19 protein-coding genes, 1 tRNA gene and 1 pseudogene are annotated in these 19144 nt (G+C 37.5%); 15 read left to right on the forward strand and 6 right to left on the reverse strand.

Going from position 1 to position 19144, the window contains the following annotated elements:
• Nucleotides 1-6: 6 nt before the first annotated feature.
• The 4 genes from HRK21_RS11815 to HRK21_RS11830 all read left to right on the forward strand — a co-directional run bounded on the left by HRK21_RS11815 (nucleotide 7) and on the right by HRK21_RS11830 (nucleotide 6048).
• A complete protein-coding gene (locus HRK21_RS11815; protein ID WP_069888656.1) occupies nucleotides 7-2364 on the forward strand; it encodes an endonuclease MutS2 in 2358 nt (785 codons plus the stop codon).
• 81 nt (nucleotides 2365-2445) lie between these two features.
• Entirely contained in the window at nucleotides 2446-2757 is a 312-nt protein-coding gene (gene trxA / locus HRK21_RS11820) for a thioredoxin (RefSeq protein ID WP_003723853.1), read from the forward strand.
• Between the two features lie 75 nt (nucleotides 2758-2832).
• The gene (gene uvrC / locus HRK21_RS11825; RefSeq protein WP_070007018.1) at nucleotides 2833-4644 is read left to right on the forward strand and encodes an excinuclease ABC subunit UvrC; all 1812 of its coding nucleotides are present in this window, start codon (nucleotides 2833-2835) and stop codon (nucleotides 4642-4644) included.
• Between the two features lie 189 nt (nucleotides 4645-4833).
• The gene (locus HRK21_RS11830; protein WP_070007020.1) at nucleotides 4834-6048 is read left to right on the forward strand and encodes an aspartate kinase; all 1215 of its coding nucleotides are present in this window, start codon (nucleotides 4834-4836) and stop codon (nucleotides 6046-6048) included.
• A 56-nt stretch (nucleotides 6049-6104) separates the two neighbouring features.
• Here HRK21_RS11830 and HRK21_RS11835 read toward each other — a convergent pair whose 3' ends face one another.
• Nucleotides 6105-6599, reverse strand: coding sequence for a YslB family protein (locus tag HRK21_RS11835; protein WP_077905674.1), 495 nt, complete (start codon nucleotides 6597-6599; stop codon nucleotides 6105-6107).
• 147 nt (nucleotides 6600-6746) lie between these two features.
• Here HRK21_RS11835 and racE point away from each other — a divergent pair, with 147 nt between their 5' ends.
• The 5 genes from racE to HRK21_RS11860 all read left to right on the forward strand — a co-directional run bounded on the left by racE (nucleotide 6747) and on the right by HRK21_RS11860 (nucleotide 9666).
• Nucleotides 6747-7547 (forward strand): glutamate racemase, encoded by an 801-nt coding sequence (gene racE / locus HRK21_RS11840; RefSeq protein ID WP_003738773.1) that lies wholly within the window; start codon nucleotides 6747-6749, stop codon nucleotides 7545-7547.
• A 12-nt stretch (nucleotides 7548-7559) separates the two neighbouring features.
• Complete coding sequence (gene rph, locus HRK21_RS11845; protein ID WP_003738774.1) at nucleotides 7560-8306, forward strand: ribonuclease PH; 747 nt, start codon at nucleotides 7560-7562, stop codon at nucleotides 8304-8306.
• Between the two features lie 3 nt (nucleotides 8307-8309).
• Complete coding sequence (locus tag HRK21_RS11850; protein ID WP_070007022.1) at nucleotides 8310-8921, forward strand: XTP/dITP diphosphatase; 612 nt, start codon at nucleotides 8310-8312, stop codon at nucleotides 8919-8921.
• Nucleotides 8922-8957: 36 nt separating this feature from the next.
• Nucleotides 8958-9482: a metallophosphoesterase gene (locus HRK21_RS11855; RefSeq protein WP_003726034.1), complete on the forward strand. Its 525-nt coding sequence runs from the start codon at nucleotides 8958-8960 to the stop codon at nucleotides 9480-9482.
• A gap of 110 nt (nucleotides 9483-9592) precedes the next feature.
• A tRNA-Arg gene (locus HRK21_RS11860) sits at nucleotides 9593-9666 on the forward strand.
• A gap of 526 nt (nucleotides 9667-10192) precedes the next feature.
• On the opposite strand, the gene HRK21_RS11865 is transcribed toward HRK21_RS11860, so the two are convergent.
• On the reverse strand, nucleotides 10193-10534 hold the full coding sequence (locus tag HRK21_RS11865) for an ankyrin repeat domain-containing protein (RefSeq protein WP_223276776.1): 342 nt from the start codon (nucleotides 10532-10534) through the stop codon (nucleotides 10193-10195).
• 447 nt (nucleotides 10535-10981) lie between these two features.
• Here HRK21_RS11865 and HRK21_RS11870 point away from each other — a divergent pair, with 447 nt between their 5' ends.
• Entirely contained in the window at nucleotides 10982-11137 is a 156-nt protein-coding gene (locus HRK21_RS11870; protein ID WP_173346369.1) for a hypothetical protein, read from the forward strand.
• A 549-nt stretch (nucleotides 11138-11686) separates the two neighbouring features.
• Nucleotides 11687-12049, forward strand: a complete 363-nt coding sequence (locus tag HRK21_RS11875; protein WP_003736416.1) for an Imm51 family immunity protein — start codon at nucleotides 11687-11689, stop codon at nucleotides 12047-12049.
• Between the two features lie 70 nt (nucleotides 12050-12119).
• Here HRK21_RS11875 and HRK21_RS11880 read toward each other — a convergent pair.
• A pseudogene (locus HRK21_RS11880) lies at nucleotides 12120-12407 on the reverse strand (transposase); the annotation flags it as partial.
• 395 nt (nucleotides 12408-12802) lie between these two features.
• Between HRK21_RS11880 and HRK21_RS11885 the strand changes: the two are divergent.
• The 3 genes from HRK21_RS11885 (at nucleotide 12803) to HRK21_RS11890 (ending at nucleotide 16790) form a co-directional block, all read left to right on the forward strand.
• Nucleotides 12803-14899: a MucBP domain-containing protein gene (locus HRK21_RS11885; protein WP_309148148.1), complete on the forward strand. Its 2097-nt coding sequence runs from the start codon at nucleotides 12803-12805 to the stop codon at nucleotides 14897-14899.
• 56 nt (nucleotides 14900-14955) lie between these two features.
• Nucleotides 14956-15312 carry a MucBP domain-containing protein gene (locus tag HRK21_RS14080; protein WP_440971546.1) on the forward strand — a complete coding sequence of 119 codons (357 nt, stop codon included), beginning with the start codon at nucleotides 14956-14958 and terminating at the stop codon, nucleotides 15310-15312.
• Between the two features lie 119 nt (nucleotides 15313-15431).
• Entirely contained in the window at nucleotides 15432-16790 is a 1359-nt protein-coding gene (locus tag HRK21_RS11890) for a DUF1254 domain-containing protein (RefSeq protein WP_003738787.1), read from the forward strand.
• 41 nt (nucleotides 16791-16831) lie between these two features.
• Here HRK21_RS11890 and HRK21_RS11895 read toward each other — a convergent pair whose 3' ends face one another.
• Both HRK21_RS11895 and HRK21_RS11900 read right to left on the reverse strand, forming a co-directional pair.
• The gene (locus HRK21_RS11895; protein WP_070006072.1) at nucleotides 16832-17425 is read right to left on the reverse strand and encodes a YdeI/OmpD-associated family protein; all 594 of its coding nucleotides are present in this window, start codon (nucleotides 17423-17425) and stop codon (nucleotides 16832-16834) included.
• 136 nt (nucleotides 17426-17561) lie between these two features.
• On the reverse strand, nucleotides 17562-17969 hold the full coding sequence (locus tag HRK21_RS11900; RefSeq protein ID WP_070006074.1) for a VOC family protein: 408 nt from the start codon (nucleotides 17967-17969) through the stop codon (nucleotides 17562-17564).
• Nucleotides 17970-18133: 164 nt separating this feature from the next.
• Between HRK21_RS11900 and HRK21_RS11905 the strand changes: the two genes are divergently transcribed.
• Complete coding sequence (locus tag HRK21_RS11905) at nucleotides 18134-18733, forward strand: histidine phosphatase family protein (RefSeq protein ID WP_070006080.1); 600 nt, start codon at nucleotides 18134-18136, stop codon at nucleotides 18731-18733.
• Between the two features lie 31 nt (nucleotides 18734-18764).
• Here the strand turns inward: HRK21_RS11905 and HRK21_RS11910 are convergent, their stop codons facing one another.
• Complete coding sequence (locus tag HRK21_RS11910) at nucleotides 18765-19025, reverse strand: hypothetical protein (protein WP_003738791.1); 261 nt, start codon at nucleotides 19023-19025, stop codon at nucleotides 18765-18767.
• Nucleotides 19026-19144: the final 119 nt, after the last annotated feature.

Below are 19144 nucleotides of genomic sequence, written 5' to 3' on the forward strand. Positions count from 1 at the left end.
TGACTAATGGAAAAAAAAGTAGAAGCCATTTTAGAATTTGATAAAATAAAAAAACAACTCACCGAATTTGCTTCTTCGTCACTAGGGGAGCAAGCGATTTTGGAACTCGAGCCAGCAACTGATTTTCAAGTAGTGCAAAAAACGCAACTTGAAACAGAAGAAGGGGCTAAAATTATTCGTTTACGGGGAAGTGCGCCAATTACTGGTCTAACAGATGTTTTTGCACATTTGAAACGGCTAGAGATTGGTGGCGATTTAAACGGCCTTGAAATCTATCAAATTGGTAGTAATTTACGAGTGAGTCGTCAAATGAAGAATTTTATGAACGATTTACTGGAAATAGGTGTGGAAATACCATTACTTGGCGCGCTTTCGGAGGAACTTTTAGTACTAAAAGAAGTAGAAGAAGATATTGCGATTTCAGTAGATGAAAGCGGGAAAGTGTTAGATACTGCGAGTGAAGCACTTAGCACGATTCGCCGAACACTCCGCCGTACCGAAGACCGCGTACGTGAAAAACTAGAATCTTATTTGCGCGATCGTAATGCCTCTAAAATGTTAAGCGATGCGGTTATTACAATTCGAAATGATCGTTACGTTATCCCAGTTAAGCAAGAATATAAAGGTCATTATGGCGGTATTGTTCATGACCAGTCCGCTTCCGGTCAAACGCTTTTCATTGAGCCACAAAGCGTAGTGGATTTAAACAACGAACGAAAAGCACTCCAAGCAAAGGAAAAACAAGAAATAGAACGCATTCTTGCTGAAATTTCTGCTTCACTAGCTGCTTGGATTAATGAAATTCATCATAATACTTTCATCCTAGGGCGCTTTGATTTTATTTTCGCCAAAGCGCGTTTCGGAAAAGCGATGAAAGCTGTAACGCCGCATTTGAGTGATGCTGGTGTCGTCCATTTAATCGCCGCACGCCACCCGCTTTTAGACGCCGCGAAAGTTGTTGCGAATGACATTTATTTAGGCGAAGATTTCACTACCATCGTTATCACCGGTCCAAATACAGGCGGTAAAACAATTACTCTAAAAACGTTGGGATTATTAACGCTTATGGCACAATCCGGACTGCAAATCCCAGCTCAAGAAGATTCTACTATCGCTGTTTTTGAGCATGTATTTGCCGATATTGGTGACGAACAATCCATCGAACAAAGTTTAAGTACGTTTTCTTCTCACATGACGAATATTGTTTCCATTTTGGAAAATGTTAATCAGAAATCGCTTATTTTGTACGATGAACTCGGAGCGGGAACAGACCCACAAGAAGGTGCGGCCTTAGCAATTGCTATTCTTGATGCAAGCCATGCAAAAGGCGCAAGTGTTGTTGCAACGACCCATTATCCGGAACTAAAAGCATATGGATATAATCGCGTTCATGCAACCAATGCTTCTGTTGAGTTCAATGTCGAAACACTTAGCCCAACTTATAAATTATTAATCGGTGTACCAGGCCGAAGTAACGCTTTTGATATTTCACGTCGCTTAGGACTGAGTGAAAATATTATCACCGAAGCAAGAAGCCTTGTCGATACCGAAAGTGCCGATTTAAATGATATGATTTCCAGCCTAGAAGAGAAACGGAACTTAGCGGAAACAGAGTATGAGGAAGCACGCGAATTAGCTCGCGGGGCCGATAGCCTTTTAAAAGATTTACAAAAAGAAATCACTAACTACTATCAACAAAAAGATAAATTAATCGAACAAGCGAGTGAAAAAGCAGCAACGATTGTGGAAAAAGCCGAAGCAGAGGCCGAAGAAATCATCCACGAATTGCGCACCATGCAATTAAACGGAGCGGCAGGCATCAAAGAACACGAACTTATCGATGCCAAAACAAGACTTGGGAAAGCAAAACCAAAAACAATAAATAAAACCATCCCCCAAGCACCAAAACAAAAACCACACGTATTCCAAGAAGGCGACAATGTTCGCGTCCTATCCCTTGGTCAAAAAGGTACACTTTTAAACAAAATTAGCGATAAAGAATGGAACGTCCAAATCGGCATTATCAAAATGAAAATCAAAACTGCCGACTTAGAATACATTCAACCAGAAAAACCAAAAAAACAACGGATCATTACATCAGTTCATAGTAGTGACTCCCCAGCTAAAAGCGAACTCGATTTACGAGGCGAACGGTATGAAGACGCGCTACAAAAAGTCGACAAGTATCTGGATGAAGCACTGCTCGCAGGATATCCACAAGTAGCCATTATTCATGGTAAAGGAACGGGCGCTCTTAGAACAGGTGTCACAGAATATCTGAAAAACCATCGCATGGTCAAATCAATTCGTTTTGGCGCAGCAGCAGAAGGTGGAAACGGCGTAACGATTGTCGAGTTCAAGTAAACAACTGAGCAAAAATATAGCTCCAAATAGGGTGTAAATGCTATACTGTGTGTACGAAAGTCATAAGGAGTGAATTAAATCATGGTAAAAGAAATTACAGATGCAACATTCGAACAAGAAACTAGCGAAGGCTTAGTATTAACAGATTTCTGGGCAACATGGTGTGGTCCTTGCCGCATGGTGGCTCCAGTTTTAGAAGAAATACAAGAAGAACGTGGCGAAGCACTTAAAATCGTCAAAATGGACGTAGATGAAAACCCAGAAACACCAGGAAGCTTTGGTGTGATGAGTATTCCGACACTTCTTATCAAAAAAGACGGCGAAGTAGTAGAAACAATTATCGGCTACCGTCCAAAAGAAGAACTGGATGAAGTCATCAACAAATACGTTTAAAATTATGCTAAAATGAAAGAAGCTTAGAACAAACATTCTAAGCTTCTTTTTAAATGTGTAACTGGAGTTGATAAAATGTCTTCTGAACATATCCAAAATAAACTAGCGCTTCTGCCGGACCAACCTGGCTGTTATTTGATGAAAGATAGACAAGGAACCATTATTTATGTTGGGAAAGCAAAAATTTTAAAAAATCGTGTTCGCTCCTATTTTTCAGGAACACACGATAGTAAAACGCAACGCTTAGTTCAAGAAATTGTGGACTTTGAATATATCGTAACATCATCTAACGTAGAAGCTTTGCTACTAGAAATCAATTTGATTAAAAAACATGATCCACGTTTTAATATTCGCCTAAAAGATGATAAAACTTATCCGTTTATTAAAATCACGAACGAACGGCATCCACGACTGATTATTACCCGCCAAGTAAAGAAAGATAAAGGGAAATATTTCGGTCCATATCCAAATGTGTATGCTGCCAATGAAGTAAAACGTATTTTAGATCGTCTGTATCCATTACGTAAATGCAGTACGCTACCAAATAAAGTGTGTTTGTACTATCACCTCGGACAATGCCTTGCCCCGTGTGTGTTTGACGTGGAAGCAAGTAAGTATAAAGAAATGCAAGATGAGATAGTCGCTTTCCTAAATGGTGGCTATAAAGCCGTCAAAAATGATTTAATGAAAAAAATGCAAGAAGCAGCAGAAAATATGGAGTTCGAAAAAGCTGGTGAATTCCGTGACCAAATTAACGCAATCGAAACAACGATGGAAAAACAAAAAATGACGATGAATGATTTCGTTGACCGCGATGTTTTCGGTTATGCGATTGATAAAGGTTGGATGTGTGTCCAAGTATTCTTCATTCGCCAAGGGAAACTGATTGAGCGCGACGTTTCCCAGTTTCCATTTTATAATGATGCGGATGAAGATTTCCTCACTTTTATTGGTCAATTTTACCAAAAAGCTAACCATATTCCACCCAAAGAAATTTATCTGCCAGATGATGTCGATAGTGAAGCCGTTCAAGCGGTCGTTCCTGATACAAAAATTATCGTTCCACAGCGCGGAAATAAGAAAGATCTCGTAAAACTTGCTTACAAAAATGCGAAAATCGCGCTAAACGAAAAATTCATGTTGCTTGAGCGCAATGAAGAACGTACAGTCGGCGCAGTTGAACGGCTTGGAGAAGCAATGGGAATCCCAACACCGTCGCGCGTCGAAGCCTTCGATAACTCGAATATTCACGGTACAGACCCAGTTTCCGCGATGGTTACTTTCCTTGACGGTAAACCAAGTAAAAACGATTACCGCAAATACAAAATCAAAACCGTCGAAGGTCCAGATGATTACGCGACGATGCGTGAAGTTATCCGCCGACGTTACTGGCGAGTTCTTAAAGAAGGACTACCAATGCCTGATTTAATCTTAATTGATGGTGGTAAAGGACAAATTGATAGTGCCAAAGATGTCTTAACGAATGAGCTGGGCTTAGATATTCCAGTAGCGGGACTTGCAAAAGATGACAAGCACCGAACGAGTCAACTATTATTCGGCGACCCACTTGAAATAGTCCCACTCGAACGAAACAGCCAAGAATTCTACCTTTTACAACGAATGCAAGATGAAGTCCACCGTTTCGCTATCACATTCCACCGCCAACTACGCAGCAAAACAGGCTTCCAATCCATTCTTGATGGCATTCCTGGAGTCGGCCCAGGTCGCAAGAAAAAATTACTTAAACACTTCGGCTCAATGAAAAAATTAAAAGAAGCTTCAGTGGAAGAAATAAAAGAAGCCGGCGTCCCGTTAAATGTAGCAGAAGAAGTGCACAAACACATTACCGCATTTAATGAAAAAGCCAAAAATACCGAGCAAAAATGATTTTTTACACAATTATAAAACGCCAATGACTTTGATGTTATTGGTGTTTTATTGCGTAAAAATTATTACATATACGAACTAACATGTCAGATAAAATAGCTTTTATATATAATAAACTTCCCTTCAACACATAAATGCGCTAAAATATAAACATTGATAAAAAGAATTACAAGGCAGGGGGGAACGAGATTGGGACTAGTCGTATTAAAATTTGGTGGAACGTCTGTGAGCACCGTTGATAAAATCGGGAAAACAGCGGATCAAGCCATTTATGAGAAAAAGCAAGGAAATAAAGTCATCGTCGTCGTTTCCGCAATGGGGAAATCAACCGACAAATTAGTCGCGATGGCAGAAGAAATTAGCGAGGCGCCAGATAAACGCGAAATGGATATGCTTCTTTCCACTGGAGAACAAATTACGATTGCACTACTTGCGATGACATTAAAAGAAAAAGGGCACGATGCTATTTCCTATACAGGATGGCAAGCGGGAATTGAAACAGAAGCCGTACATAGTAATGCGAGAATTGCTGATATTGATAGTGCGAGAATAGAAGAAGCGCTAGACACGGGAAAAATCGTTGTTGTTGCAGGCTTCCAAGGCTTCACAACGGACGGCGAAATTACTACATTAGGTCGAGGCGGATCAGACACAACCGCCGTTGCCATTGCCTCTGCTTTAAACGCAGAAAAATGCGCGATTTGCACGGATGTAGTTGGCGTATTTACCACAGATCCACGCTATGTCAAAAAAGCCCAAAAGCTAGAACAAATCACCTATGATGAAATGCTAGAATTAGCCAATCTCGGCGCCGGCGTCTTACATCCGCGCTCCGTTGAATATGCAAAAAATTTCCGAATTCCGCTTGAAGTTAGAGCGAGCCACGAACAAGTAGCAGGAACAATGATTGAGGAGGATTTAACAATGGAAAACACTAAAGTAGTCCGTGGAATTGCTTTTGAAGACCAAATCACCCGTGTCACTATCCACTGGAAACAAAAAGAAGCGATGCGTGTGTCTAAAGTCTTTACGAAATTAGCCGAAAATAATATTGATGTAGATATTATTATTCAAGGAATCACTGGACTAGGTCACGGTAATCTATCCTTCACTATTAAAACAAGCGCACTGTTAGCCACACTAGCAGTTTTAGAAGAAAGCAAAGAATTACTTCAAATCGAAAAACTAGAGTCCGAGCAAGAATTAGCGAAAGTATCTATCGTTGGCTCTGGAATGGTAAGTAATCCGGGTGTAGCCGCGCAAATGTTTGAAGCCTTAACAGAAAATAATATTCCTATTAAAATGATTAGCACATCCGAAATCAAAGTCTCCACAGTTGTACCAGCACGTAAAATGGTCGAAGCAGCCCAAGTATTACACGACCAATTTGAACTCGATAAATAAAAATAAGCTTGCCGCAACAAAGTGAATCTTCCCTTTGTCGCGGCAAGCTTATTATTTTAGTAACGCTCTTCGTTATCAATCGTTTCTTTACGATCCCATTTAACAATAATCGTTACTTGTTTTTTACGTTTATCAATTTCATCATAGCTCTCCGTATACAGTTTTTTCTGTGACTGCATTTGTTCCGCAATAAAACCAGCTTCTAGTTTAAACGTAGGTTCTTCTTGTGTACGGAAACGAGCAGCTACCATTTCACCTTCTAAAAGTAAACGCATTTCATCTTTCTTTTCTTTCAAAATGCTAAAACTACCCCAAGAGGCTTCCTCAAAAAATTCAGCTACTTCTTCTAGAGATGCTAGTGGAAATTTTCGCGCCAAGTCTTTTCCTGCCCAGTACATAATGTGAGGTGCTTCATCTCCAAGTAGTTCAGGAATTAAATAATCTCGTAGTAAATCTAAACCAAAACTTGGAACGAGCGTTTTTTCCTCGTTTTTATTCTGTTCATTTTCTGTCATTTCGGATACCCCACTTTCATACACCATTATAACCAAAATCACCCTAAAATGGAAAGCACAATAAATAAATTTCCATAAAAAACCATTTTTCTCAAAAAAGACTTGCGAAAAAACCGAAAAAATAAGAAAATGGAAGGTATAGATAAAAAAATTGGAAATTAATAAAGAAATTGAGGCGAGACTGTGAAACAAGCTATTGGCTTTATTGATTCGGGTGTAGGCGGTTTGACAGTAGTGCGAGAAGTGCTAAAACAGCTACCCCATGAACAAGTATATTATTTAGGTGATACCGCACGTTGCCCTTATGGACCACGCGACAAAGAAGAAGTAGCTAAGTTTACTTGGGAAATGACTGATTTTCTAGTAGATCGTGGCATCAAAATGCTTGTTATTGCATGTAATACCGCAACAGCAGCAGCATTATATGATATTCGTGAAAAATTGGATATTCCTGTGATTGGCGTTATCCAACCAGGTTCAAGAGCAGCACTCAAGGCAACCAGAAACAACAAAATTGGCGTATTAGGCACACTTGGTACAGTAGAAAGTATGGCCTATCCAACAGCGCTTAAAGGGCTTAACCGCCGAGTAGAAGTAGATTCACTTGCATGCCCCAAATTTGTATCTGTCGTAGAATCAGGTGAATACAAAAGTGCCATTGCTAAAAAAGTAGTAGCCGAATCTCTCTTACCACTGAAAAGTACCAAGATTGATACGGTGATTTTGGGTTGTACACATTACCCACTTTTAAAACCAATTATTGAGAACTTTATGGGAGATGGCGTTGCTGTTATTAACTCCGGAGAAGAAACTGCTAGTGAAGTTAGCGCGTTACTGGATTACCATAATTTATTAGATGCTACAGACGAAGAAATTGAGCACCGCTTTTTCACTACGGGCTCGACACAAATTTTTAAAGATATTGCAAAAGACTGGTTAAATATGCCAGATATGACTGTAGAACATATTAAATTAGGAAAATAAGAGGTGCCAATCATGAGAGTTGATGGAAGAGAAAGTAATGCATTACGAAATGTTGAAGTAACACCAGATTATTTAATGCATCCAGAAGGTTCTGTGCTAATTGCATCAGGAAATACAAAAGTTATCTGTTCTGCAAGTGTAGAAACAAAAGTGCCACCATTTATGCGAGGAGAAGGCCGCGGCTGGATTTCTGCAGAATACTCGATGTTACCTCGAGCAACAAACACTCGAAATATCCGCGAATCTTCAAAAGGTAAAGTTACTGGCAGAACAATGGAAATTCAGCGTTTAATCGGACGTGCGCTCCGTGCAGTTGTTGATTTAGATGCACTTGGCGAAAGAACGATTTGGCTCGATTGCGACGTTATCCAAGCAGATGGAGGTACCCGTACGGCTTCTATTACTGGCGCATTCATCGCCATGGTTATGGCAATTGCCAAACTAGACGAAGCAGTACCATTTGCTAAATTCCCAGTCAAAGATTTCCTAGCAGCAACGAGTGTAGGCGTTTTAGAAGAAGGCGGCACAGTGCTTGACCTTAACTACGTAGAAGACAGCGCAGCCCAAGTTGACATGAATATTATCATGACAGGCAGCGGTGCTTTTGTAGAACTTCAAGGAACTGGCGAAGAAGCTACATTCTCGGAAACAGAACTGGCTGAACTAATTGCTCTAGGTAAAAAAGGAATTAGCGAACTAATCGAAATCCAAAAAGAAACACTTGGAGACAAAGTCACAGCGCGGATTAAAGGAGAATAAGAAATGAGTAAAATTATTATCGCCACCGCAAACAAAGGAAAAGCAAAAGAATTCGAAAAAATCTTTGCGAAATTTAATATCGAAGTAGCAACCCTTGCCGATTTTCCGGAAATTGGTGAAATAGAAGAAACCGGAACAACCTTTGCAGAAAATGCCGCTCTTAAAGCAGAAACGGTCGCTAGCATGTTAAACCAAACCGTCATTGCTGATGATTCTGGTTTAATCGTAGACGCGCTTGACGGAGCTCCTGGCGTCTATTCCGCACGTTATGCAGGTGTCGCTCACGATGATGCCAAAAATAACGAAAAACTACTTAAAAACTTAGAAGGCGTTGAATCGGACAAAAGAACGGCTCGTTTCCACTGCACACTTGCTGTAGCCACACCTTCTGAGAAAACAACTTTTTATACAGGTGAAGTAGAGGGCGTTATCGCTGAACAACTGTGTGGAACAAATGGTTTCGGCTATGATCCATTATTCTTCTTACCAGAATTTGGTCTAACAATGGCAGAAATTCCAGGGGAGAAAAAGAATGAAATCAGCCACCGTGCTAATGCCATTAAACAACTAGAAAAAGATTTAGCAGAACTAGTAGAAAAAGTAACCAAAAAGTGAGAAAATAAGTAACAGTATCACGGGGGAGGAAACAAAATGAAATTATTAGTAGTTAGCGACAGCCACTCAGAACGTGACTGCTTAATCCATCTTAAAGAAAAATACGAAAATACAGTCGATGCGATGATCCATTGTGGGGATTCTGAATTAGAAGCTGACGATCCTGCGATTCAGGGATTTCATACTGTTCGAGGCAACTGTGACTTTGGCGGCGGTTTTCCAAATGATTGGGTGGGAGAAGTAGATGGCTACCGCATTTTCACCACACACGGACATCTCTATAACATCAAAATGACACTCATGAATTTACGATATCGCGCACGTGAACTAAACGCAGATTTTGCCTTTTTTGGTCACTCGCATGAATTAGGAGTAGACATGCTAGACGACACCATCATTTTAAACCCAGGAAGCATTTCCTTACCAAGAGGGCGCATCCGTGTCAAAACATACGCTCTTATCGATTCAACACCAGAAGGCATCCAAGTTCGATTCATGGACCGGGACGACAACGAACTAACAGACCTAACCCAAACCTTCCCATTAACGAAGCATAACTAGGTCAAAAGACACCCGAAAAAGAAAAAATGTAATAACTTAAAGAAAACCATTGACAAACAAGCGATTTAAACATAAAATGGTATTTGGCTGTTGAAAAAACAGTGCCATTTGTCCTGATAGCTCAGCTGGATAGAGCAACGGCCTTCTAAGCCGTCGGTCGGGGGTTCGAATCCCTCTCAGGACGTTAAATAGTAATGTAAAGAAATCTCTGACACGTTAAAAACCCTTGATATTAAAGGGTGGATGAACGGGTTGGAGATTTTTTATATCTTATAATACCCGTTCTATTCCATTGCTTTTGTGGCAATATTTGTGGTATTTTGATTCGTTTTTAGTGTGGAAAAACATCTGCTTTGGACTGATTATGTTGACGCAATTTAGAACTTAAATGACTGTAATAGTATAATGTCGTACTAACATCTGCAGAAACGTATATAATACGCCCATATTTATTGTATTAGATTATCATAACCAAAATCTAATTCAAAAAAATTAGGCTGTAAATCACCGATAGAGTATCGGCAATCCATAGCCTAATTAATTACTTTTTTTATTACTGTCTCAGTTTAGAGGGCAATTCCTAGTGATTCTTTATGTTTATATTTAGTTTCCTATTCATCAGATAATAAGTCTTCAGGGGATATTTGGTACTTATTTTGCTTTGTTATATCAGCTCCATTTTCCAATAAAACAGCTATAGATTTAGCTTCTTAAGGTAACTCCATTGCTGCACGCCATAACGGAGTATTCCCATTATTATCTTCTGCATCAACCATTGCTTCCTTTGAAATCAAGTACTCAACTATTTCAGCATAGTCATGCATCGCAGCTAGATGCAATGCTGTCATTCCATTTTTATCCTGTAAATTCAAATTACTATCTTTTTCAATTAAATATTCGATAACGCTCATTTTTCTTTCAACGACTGCTGACATTAACAAAGAACGATTATCTCGATCCACACTATCTATACCATATTTAGTTAGAAAATCGTCAATCTTAGAAAAGTTATTACTTAGTAGTACTGAATATAACTCATTTTCATTAAACATATGTTGCACCTCTTTGGATTATTTTTTCTCTGCTGTTGGTTTACTTATATGAGTTTTCATAACCAATTTATACGTACTAAATCTCTCGAATTTTACTGATTATCTTATACTATACCAATTATTTTGCAATTTTAGTAGGTTTTCTAATTTTTCAATAAGTATATAGATATCTTGATTCTTGTTTTCTTCCATAATATAACAAAATGAAACTCAATTAAAAAGCGTACTTAATAGTATGCTTTTTTTATTTTTTATGACCCAAAAGAAAATTCTAATTGTAGTAGCCATGCAAGCTATAAAAAATTTGCATCCGTTCTTTGACAACTGAATAAGAACACGCGCCAATACGATTCAATTTTTAATGAGCAAGAAAAAACACAACCACTTCTGCTACGGGTGAAATTAACAGAAGTAAATTGACTAAAAACCAAAGGGAGAAACAGACAAATGAATAGTCAAAAAAAGAAGGCTAAAAAAGGAAAAATAATCGCAATGGTGATAGTAGTTCTGATATTAATCAATCAATTTCAACCATTCAATGCAATAGCGGCTGCACTTCGCCTCGATGAAACAGGTTATTTTTACACGGGGATTATTATTTGAATCAAGGTGCGGAGAGTTTTTAAGTACTCTAGGTGGGTTAATAATAACGCATGAAGCTTACTCTGACATTAATGATAAGGATGTTTCGGTGTTTGATCCTTCTAAACTGACAGCGTGGATAGATCCTACATGGGTAAAAGAATGTTATGAGGACATCATTAAAGAAAAGTTATGACCAGTTGGAGTTGGTTTTTCTGAGCATATGGTCTTTTTCGTTTCCGAATCCGGGGGCTTTTACGGTGGTTATGATGGCTATTTTTGCTTAATAGGTGACAGTGTGGAAAGTGGGCTGTTGAACTTATTTAATAATCATAATTTTATTAGTTTGAATTAGTTCAAAATTGCAATAGCGGAATAGCTGTTCCTAGCAATGCGAATACATCATTAAAAGTTCTACTTATGAAGCTCGGAACAAGCAAATGGTATGAAATTGTTATGGAATGAGGTTAAATGTACTTTTAACGGATATATCTTTTACAATAGGAATAAGGTTTGTTAAAGTATAAAATGAAAAAACAACTAAGTTATAACGAAAGGAGCTAACACTTGATGGAAAATTACGTATCAATAGTAAAAGTCGAAAACAATCTTTCCGTGTGCTTTTACAACAGCTCGGAGAAAGTAGTAGCAATTGCGAAGAAAATGAATGAAATTAACGAAGATGCTTATATGCATGGCTACAATTGGGAAGCATTTTTCAACTACTATTTACCTAAATATGCTCCAGATGTCTTAGAAGGAATGGGCTCTGATCCGGAAGCGGGAATGTATGTGGCGTATTACACGCTATCCCCTGAAACTGAGGCACGAGCAGAAAAACTTGTTCAAGTAATTACGAATCTCATCGAAAACGAAGAACTACTTTATCAAATAATTGAAAATGAAGGCAATAATATTAGTTGGGATAATTAATCCTTTTTCAAAAAAATCTCCTTATTTGCACTGACATGGAAAAATGAGAATGGAATGAAAAACCTTTAAATTAGGCTGCTTGTTTCCTGAAATTAATAGGAGATTGGTAGCCTAATTTTTGTTGAATTCGTTTTTCGTTATAATATTTAATGTAATCTTTTACGATTTGGATTACAATAGATTTAGCGTATTTATACGCTGTTTTATGGTAGAATGTTTCGCACTTTAGCGAGGAATGGAAATATTCTATGGGAGCGTTGTCTGCGGGTGTCCCTTTTCGGGACATACTGCGGATAACGTTTTTCTTTTTACAGCGCTGATGATATTCATAAGATGTATACACCGAACCTTGATCGCTTTTTCTTTTATTTCTGCTGGATACATAATTCTTGTACTCATAGAAACACCTCCGTTAGTTTCATTTTACATGAATCCAACGAAGGTGTTTTTATCTTATTATTATTTTTTAGTGGCAGTGCCAGCGTATGGAGAGTTTTTTGTTTGTATTTATTAACATAATTAATATAAGAGTGCAACTATAAAAAAAAATAATAACATATTTTTCTCCGTATTTTTGTGAACATTGTGTGAATTATAGTCTTATGATAGAAAAAAAGTCTATTACTATGTTTAAATGTTAAACAAATTGTTGCTATAATTATTAGTGACAGAGATATATTATTTTTACCTATAAAGAGTAAAATTAGCGTGTCTTTTCATACAATCATTACTAACTTCTGAGGAGAATTAATCATGAAACAAAGGATATATACTATCATCATAGTCGGGATACTAATTTTTCAATCGTTAAGTGCTTATCCTTTAATAATTGAAGCAGTAGAAAATGAAAGTACAAAGCAAAATTCAAATAAAAGCATTTCACTAAAACAAAGTCCCAATAAAACAATACTTCAAGCAGGAGATACATATGCAAAGGTCTTTCCAGATACGGCATTAGCTCAAGTTATTGCCAAAGCAGCAACCGGTTCTGAGGACACAAACAAGATAGTAACACAAGCAGATTTGAATAAAATCACTACCTTAACTGCAAACAACAAAGGCATTACGGATTTAACAGGAATGGATTTATTGGTTAAGGCAACAACTATCAACCTGAATAATAATCGAATAATAGATATTTCTCCCTTAACTCTATTACCTAATTTAGTGAAACTATATTTAAGTGATAATCAAGTTAGCACAGTGCCTTTAAATACAGAAAACCAATTACCTAAATTAACCACGCTTGATATCCAAAATAATGCTACGCTGACAGTTATTGATATAGAAGATCAGCCCAAATTGGTCAATGTATATACTTCCAAGCCTTCAGGATTAACTAATCTAACAAAAGTAATTGCTAAAAATAACCCAGAATTACTCAATGTGGGTTATCTTGGCGTAGAAGGTGTGTACTTTGGGAATATTACGACTTTATCGGAAGTGGAAATGGTAAATCTTCCTAAAGTAAAAGAATTAAAATTTGAACATAGTAAAATCGAAAAAGCTGTATTGGATAATCTACCAGCTGTTACATCAATAAGACTACAAAATAATAGTTTACACAGCGAGAGTATCATTCAAAATATGCCAAAACTAATGACTTTAAATTTATTAAATAACAAACTGACGGATATTGATATGCTTAAAGGGTTGCCTGCAGTAACTTCTATGGATATCGGGTACAATGCCATTAGTGTTTTACCAAGTAATCTTCCAACTACTATGCCTAACTTAAAACTATTATCCGCAGGGAGTCAGTCTATAAATTTAGAAAAAGTTGTTATTTTGGATGATTTGGTTATTGATAATAAAATTAGTAATATTGGTGCAGTAGTTCAACCAGGTTCTATTTCAGATAGAGGTACATACGCAAATAACCAGATAACTTGGTCATATAAAGCACTCGAAAATCTTAATTCAGTCAATTATGGGTTTTCTGAAGTAATTAATATGCCAGGGGTAAAAGGTTCTTTCACGGGAATCGTAAGTCAACAAGTTAAAACATCCACTAGACCAATAATTAATACAGATGCTGAAATTCGCTATCCCCAAAGAATTGAGAAAAACGAAGCAGAATTTTTAAGGGATATTCAAGCACAAACAAATGATGAAACGCCTGTTACAAGCAATTTTGAATCAATTGTTAATTTGAAAAAGGTTGGAAAATATGTAGTGACGATTAGCGCAGTGAATACCGATGGGATTGAAGCTATTTCTAAAGAGGTGGTTGTCTATGTTGATCCGGTACCCGCAGCAAATATAACGGTAAAATATGAAGATACAAATAAGAAAAAAATTGCAGAAAGTATTATTTTAACTGGATTTATCGGCGAGGATTATTACTCCAGTGCGAAAGAAATTGTAGGCTATACGTTAACGGAAAAACCAGCAAATGCAGAGGGGGGATTTAGCGCAGAAGAACAAAATGTGACGTATGTCTATTCAAAAGACATTATCCCAGCAGCAAATATTACGATACAATACGTGGGTGAAGACGGCAGTGAGCTGGCACCAAGCGAAATATTATTAGGAAATATGGATGATGAGTACCACTCCAGCGCGAAAGAAATTGCAGGTTATACTTTAGCGGAAATGCCGATAAATGCACAAGGTATATTTAGCGCGGAAGAACAAACGGTGACATATGTTTATTCAAAAGATCTTGTTCCAGCCGCAGATATTATAGTCCAATATGTGGATGAAGTTGGAAATGAACTAGTAATGAGCGATATTTTATCAGGAAATATTGGTGAGAGCTACACGACAACTGCAAAAGAAATTGCAGGTTACGGACTCATTAAAATCCCAAATAATGAAGTGGGCAAATTTAGCGAAAAAGCCAAATAGTAACTTACGTGTATCGTACAGCCGAAAACGGTGTAGTTCCCGCTAAAACTATTACAGTGAAATACATGGATGAACGGCAAAATGAATTAGCAATGAGGGTGATATTAAGAGGAGAAATCGGTGAAATATATTCTACGGAACCCAAGGAAATCCAAGGCTATACGCTCATAAAAAAACCAGCTAACGCAACTGGAAAATTTATGCTAGAAGAACAAACTATCAACTATATTTATCAAGCTAAACTAGACGTAAAATCGGATATTTCATCTGGAAATACATCAAGCACTAATAATAAGCTACCTCTCCCGCTAACAGGCGAGCAACAATCAAATTTGATTTTGGGATTAGGCTTACTGTTAGTATTATTTAGCAGCATTTGGATTTATAAAAATAAGGAAAAAAAGAAGAATTAATATGTACTATCAAAAAATCTTCTCATGATGAGAAGATTTTTTGTTTTACGCTTGAAAATCTAAAAACAGGGGTATTGTACAAGTGTTCTAAAAAATGCTAATTGAAGGAGGATTTTCACATGAAAAAAATGCTACCTGAGAGTAAAGTAGAGGCAATTAGAAAAGAGGGATATTTAAATAGGGCAGTGGAAGCTTACCGATTTTTCTATCCAACTGTATCTAACGTATCCAATTTTAAGGCTTTACATGATTTAGGAATTACGGAAAACCATGATTTTATTATTCAACTTACCACTCCTGATTTAAATGTATTGACACAAAATTCGGATACCCCGTATTGCCTTGGAACAGGAAACACCGAGAATGGTCCAGTTGTCATTGAGCTACCACCGGGCGCAATCGTTGGTGTAGCGGATGATATTAATTTTAAATTTATTACGAATATGGGATTAACAGGGGATGAACAAGGCAAAGGTGCTAAATATTTATACTTACCACCTAATTATGAAGGTGATATCCCAGAAGGCTACATAGTTCGAAAACCTTCTAGCTATCGTTTCCTCATTTGCTTACGAGCAATGGTCCATCAAGCCAGTGACTATGAAAAAGCATTTGCACTACTGAAAGAAGTAAAATTTTATCCATTAAAAGAAGAAAAGGCTAATCCAGTAAGTACATTTCATGATTTTTCGCACCGAAAAGCGATTTCGACACCATATTTTGTCGAAGGAAAATTTGACTACTGGGAAGTAATTAAATGGGCGCTTGATAATGATGAAACAGATCCAGAATATTATCAAATGTATGGCTTACTAAAAGCAATTGGTTTAGCACCAAATAAAGAATTTAATCCTGACCCAGATAAAAAAGCTTTATTAATAGAGGCAGCCGAGAAAGCAGACAAAATGATGTTTGTGAATTCCTTTAATACAGATGATCCAGCTGCTATTGTTTGGCCAGGAAAGAACTGGGAATGGGCTGTCTATGGTGAGAATAATGACTTCTATGAAAAAACGTATTTAAATCTTCCTGTAAGAGAGCGTTGGTTCTATCAAGCGACACTCGAAACACACATGATGTTTATGCATAAAGTTGGATTTGGTTCCGTTTATATGCTAGGGGTGAAAGATAAAGAAGGAAACTATCTGGATGGTGGAAAAAGTTATACATTAAAAGTGCCAACACCAGTACCAACGAGTATTTTCTGGTCGGTAACGGTTTATGAGATGGATACTCGTTCGGAGATTGTCACAGAACAATTTATGCCTGCACTTAACTCCATCAAAGATACGTTTGAAGTAGATGCTGACGGGAACACGACACTTTACTTTGGGCCTAATCCTCCAGAAGATGAGTCACTTCCATGGATCCAAACTGTTCCAGATGCAAATTGGTTCACGTATTTCCGTATTTACGGACCAACCGAACCAGCCTTTGACAACAGTTGGCAATTAGATGATTTTGAAGAAGTAAAATAAATAAAAAAGCGCAACCTCCACGTGGGTTGCGCTTTTTTTGATTAATCGTTTAATCCTAATCCATCTAAAATCGTTGCTTCGTATTTTTCAATGCGGGATACGCGAGTTTTCGATTGTTTCGGAGCTGCAAAATAGAGCAAGTAAGCTTTTTGACGACCAGGAGTCAAGGCTTCAAAAGCTGTTTGTAGCGCAGGCATTTCTTCAAATTTAGCGAGTAATTCTTCTGGAATAGGCGTTTCTGCTCTTGGTTTAAGTTCCACTTCTAATCCAGCTTTTTCTACTTCAATTGCATTTTGAATATACGCCTTTAGAAATTCTTTTTGATCAAGAATTTCCTGTAAATTTGTGAAGCGGATTTGCCTGGCAGCTTGCACATTTTCTGTTTGCTGCACTAAAATATTTTCCGGATCACTGAGTAGTGCGCCTTTCATAAAGAGTAGCGCACAATAGTTTTTAAAACCATGAATTAAGAAAACATTACTACCATTCAAAGCATAGCAAGGTTTCCCCCATTTGAATTCTTCTTCTAGTTCAAACGTGATTGCTATTTCTCTTAATGCTTTGAATTCAGCTTGCCAAGTAGATGGTTTACTTAGAAACGCATCTACTTTAGGATTTAATTCGGTTTTTCCCATAAAGAATTCCTCTTTCCACACTTTTTCTTTGATACGTGTTATTTTAACGTAATATGAAAGGCCTTGCAAATTTGATTGTCCTACTAAAAATGGACTTAAAGAAAGAACCTGAGATTTATCCCAAGTTCATTTGTTTTCATGATAAATTGAGCTTCCAACCGATACCAAACTTATCTATAACCTCTCCAAATTTTTCTGACCAGAATGTTTTGGCAAACGGCATAACAACATTACCATCTTCTGCAAGCTGATAGAATTGTTTCGTTAGTTTTATTTCGTCGGACGTATCAATGACAAAGGTAATATTGTCACCAAATGTAAGTGGCATAGACTTAGGTATGTCGGAAAACATGACTTTAACCCCATCTATGACTAAACTGGCATTCATAACTAAGTTCTTTATCGAGTCTTCTATAGGGTTTTCACTTGTTTCGATTTCCCCATATGTCATCAAATCTGTACACTTTGTTCCAAAAATTTCTTCATAAAACGCGATAGCATCTCTGGATTGTGTTCTAAAATTCAAGTAAACATTTAACGTCATTTGAATTCCTCCTCGATTTTTATTCGCTAAAGTTCTATTCATTTTGGTGTATCTATTATAGCAAATACTGTCTGAAAGAGGAAAAAATAAGAAGATAAATGCTTGACTTGGAGCTACTCCAGGGTGATAAACTAAAGAGAAGATATAGATTCGGAGGAATTTAGATGAAAAAGACATTGTATTTAATGCGCCACGGTCAAACATTATTTAATCAACGTAAAAAAATTCAAGGTTTTTGCGATGCACCACTTACCAATCTCGGGATTAAACAAGCAAAAATCGCTGGGAGTTACTTTAAAGAAAATAATATAACATTCGATCAAGCTTACAGTTCCACATCAGAGCGCGCATGTGACACGTTAGAGCTGATTACGGACAAAAGCTATCAACGGTTGAAAGGTTTGAAAGAATGGAATTTTGGTGCTTTTGAAGGCGAGAGCGAAGACCTGAACCCACCACTACCATATGGAGATTTTTTTGCAGCGTATGGGGGAGAGCGGGAAGTAGATTTCAGAGATCGTATAGTAGCAACAATGGAACGTATCATGAGCCAAGATAACCATGCTACTGTCCTCGCCGTTTCCCACGGAGCAGCCTGTGCTCAATTTGCCAGGTATTGGGAAAAAACAAGCAAAATTGGCAAAGTAACAGGACTGAAAAATTGCTGCATTCTGAAGTTTGAATATGAAAACGGTAGATTTACTTTAGTTAATTTTATTAATCATGATTTTGAGAATGGAGCGCATATGGAAAGCGGTAAATAAAAAAGCACTCAATGACAAGTGCTTTTTTGCTTTATTGAAACAAATTCTTTATTTTATCCAAAAAACCACCAGTTAACTCATTCGCAGTATCTTGCAAGTTTTCTGTAAGTCCACTTGCTTTATCTTGCAGATTTTCTGTTAGGTTCGTTGCTTCATTCTGTAAGTTTTCCGTGGCGTTACTTGCTTGTTCACCAAGCTCAGATGCTTTGTTTGTTGCCTCTTCTGTCAGTGTTCCTAGGTTCTCCAGGGGCAGGGACTCGGTAACTTTATTCTTCAAATCATCTAAATTCATTGTTTCCTCCTTATTTTGGGGGCTTAGAGTTTATTCTAAAGGAAGACGCGGGGAACTACAAACAATTCGTACCGTCATTGGTGAAAAAATATGGTATGATGATAAAAGGAAATGAGGAC

The sequence above is a fragment of the Listeria monocytogenes genome (assembly GCF_013282665.1).
GTDB classification, from domain to species: domain Bacteria; phylum Bacillota; class Bacilli; order Lactobacillales; family Listeriaceae; genus Listeria; species Listeria monocytogenes_C.

Bases quoted from the DNA above. Each gene is read 5' to 3' on its own strand.
- HRK21_RS11815 (WP_069888656.1), top strand. From the start codon at position 7: ATGGAAAAAAAAGTAGAAGCCATTTTAGAATTTGATAAAATAAAAAAA.
- trxA (WP_003723853.1), top strand. From the start codon at position 2,446: ATGGTAAAAGAAATTACAGATGCAACATTCGAACAAGAAACTAGCGAA.
- uvrC (WP_070007018.1), top strand. From the start codon at position 2,833: ATGTCTTCTGAACATATCCAAAATAAACTAGCGCTTCTGCCGGACCAA.
- rph (WP_003738774.1), top strand. From the start codon at position 7,560: ATGAGAGTTGATGGAAGAGAAAGTAATGCATTACGAAATGTTGAAGTA.
- HRK21_RS11850 (WP_070007022.1), top strand. From the start codon at position 8,310: ATGAGTAAAATTATTATCGCCACCGCAAACAAAGGAAAAGCAAAAGAA.
- HRK21_RS11855 (WP_003726034.1), top strand. From the start codon at position 8,958: ATGAAATTATTAGTAGTTAGCGACAGCCACTCAGAACGTGACTGCTTA.
- HRK21_RS11865 (WP_223276776.1), bottom strand. From the start codon at position 10,534: ATGTTTAATGAAAATGAGTTATATTCAGTACTACTAAGTAATAACTTT.
- HRK21_RS11870 (WP_173346369.1), top strand. From the start codon at position 10,982: ATGAATAGTCAAAAAAAGAAGGCTAAAAAAGGAAAAATAATCGCAATG.
- HRK21_RS11875 (WP_003736416.1), top strand. From the start codon at position 11,687: ATGGAAAATTACGTATCAATAGTAAAAGTCGAAAACAATCTTTCCGTG.
- HRK21_RS11885 (WP_309148148.1), top strand. From the start codon at position 12,803: ATGAAACAAAGGATATATACTATCATCATAGTCGGGATACTAATTTTT.
- HRK21_RS11890 (WP_003738787.1), top strand. From the start codon at position 15,432: ATGAAAAAAATGCTACCTGAGAGTAAAGTAGAGGCAATTAGAAAAGAG.
- HRK21_RS11895 (WP_070006072.1), bottom strand. From the start codon at position 17,425: ATGGGAAAAACCGAATTAAATCCTAAAGTAGATGCGTTTCTAAGTAAA.
- HRK21_RS11900 (WP_070006074.1), bottom strand. From the start codon at position 17,969: ATGACGTTAAATGTTTACTTGAATTTTAGAACACAATCCAGAGATGCT.
- HRK21_RS11905 (WP_070006080.1), top strand. From the start codon at position 18,134: ATGAAAAAGACATTGTATTTAATGCGCCACGGTCAAACATTATTTAAT.
- HRK21_RS11910 (WP_003738791.1), bottom strand. From the start codon at position 19,025: ATGAATTTAGATGATTTGAAGAATAAAGTTACCGAGTCCCTGCCCCTG.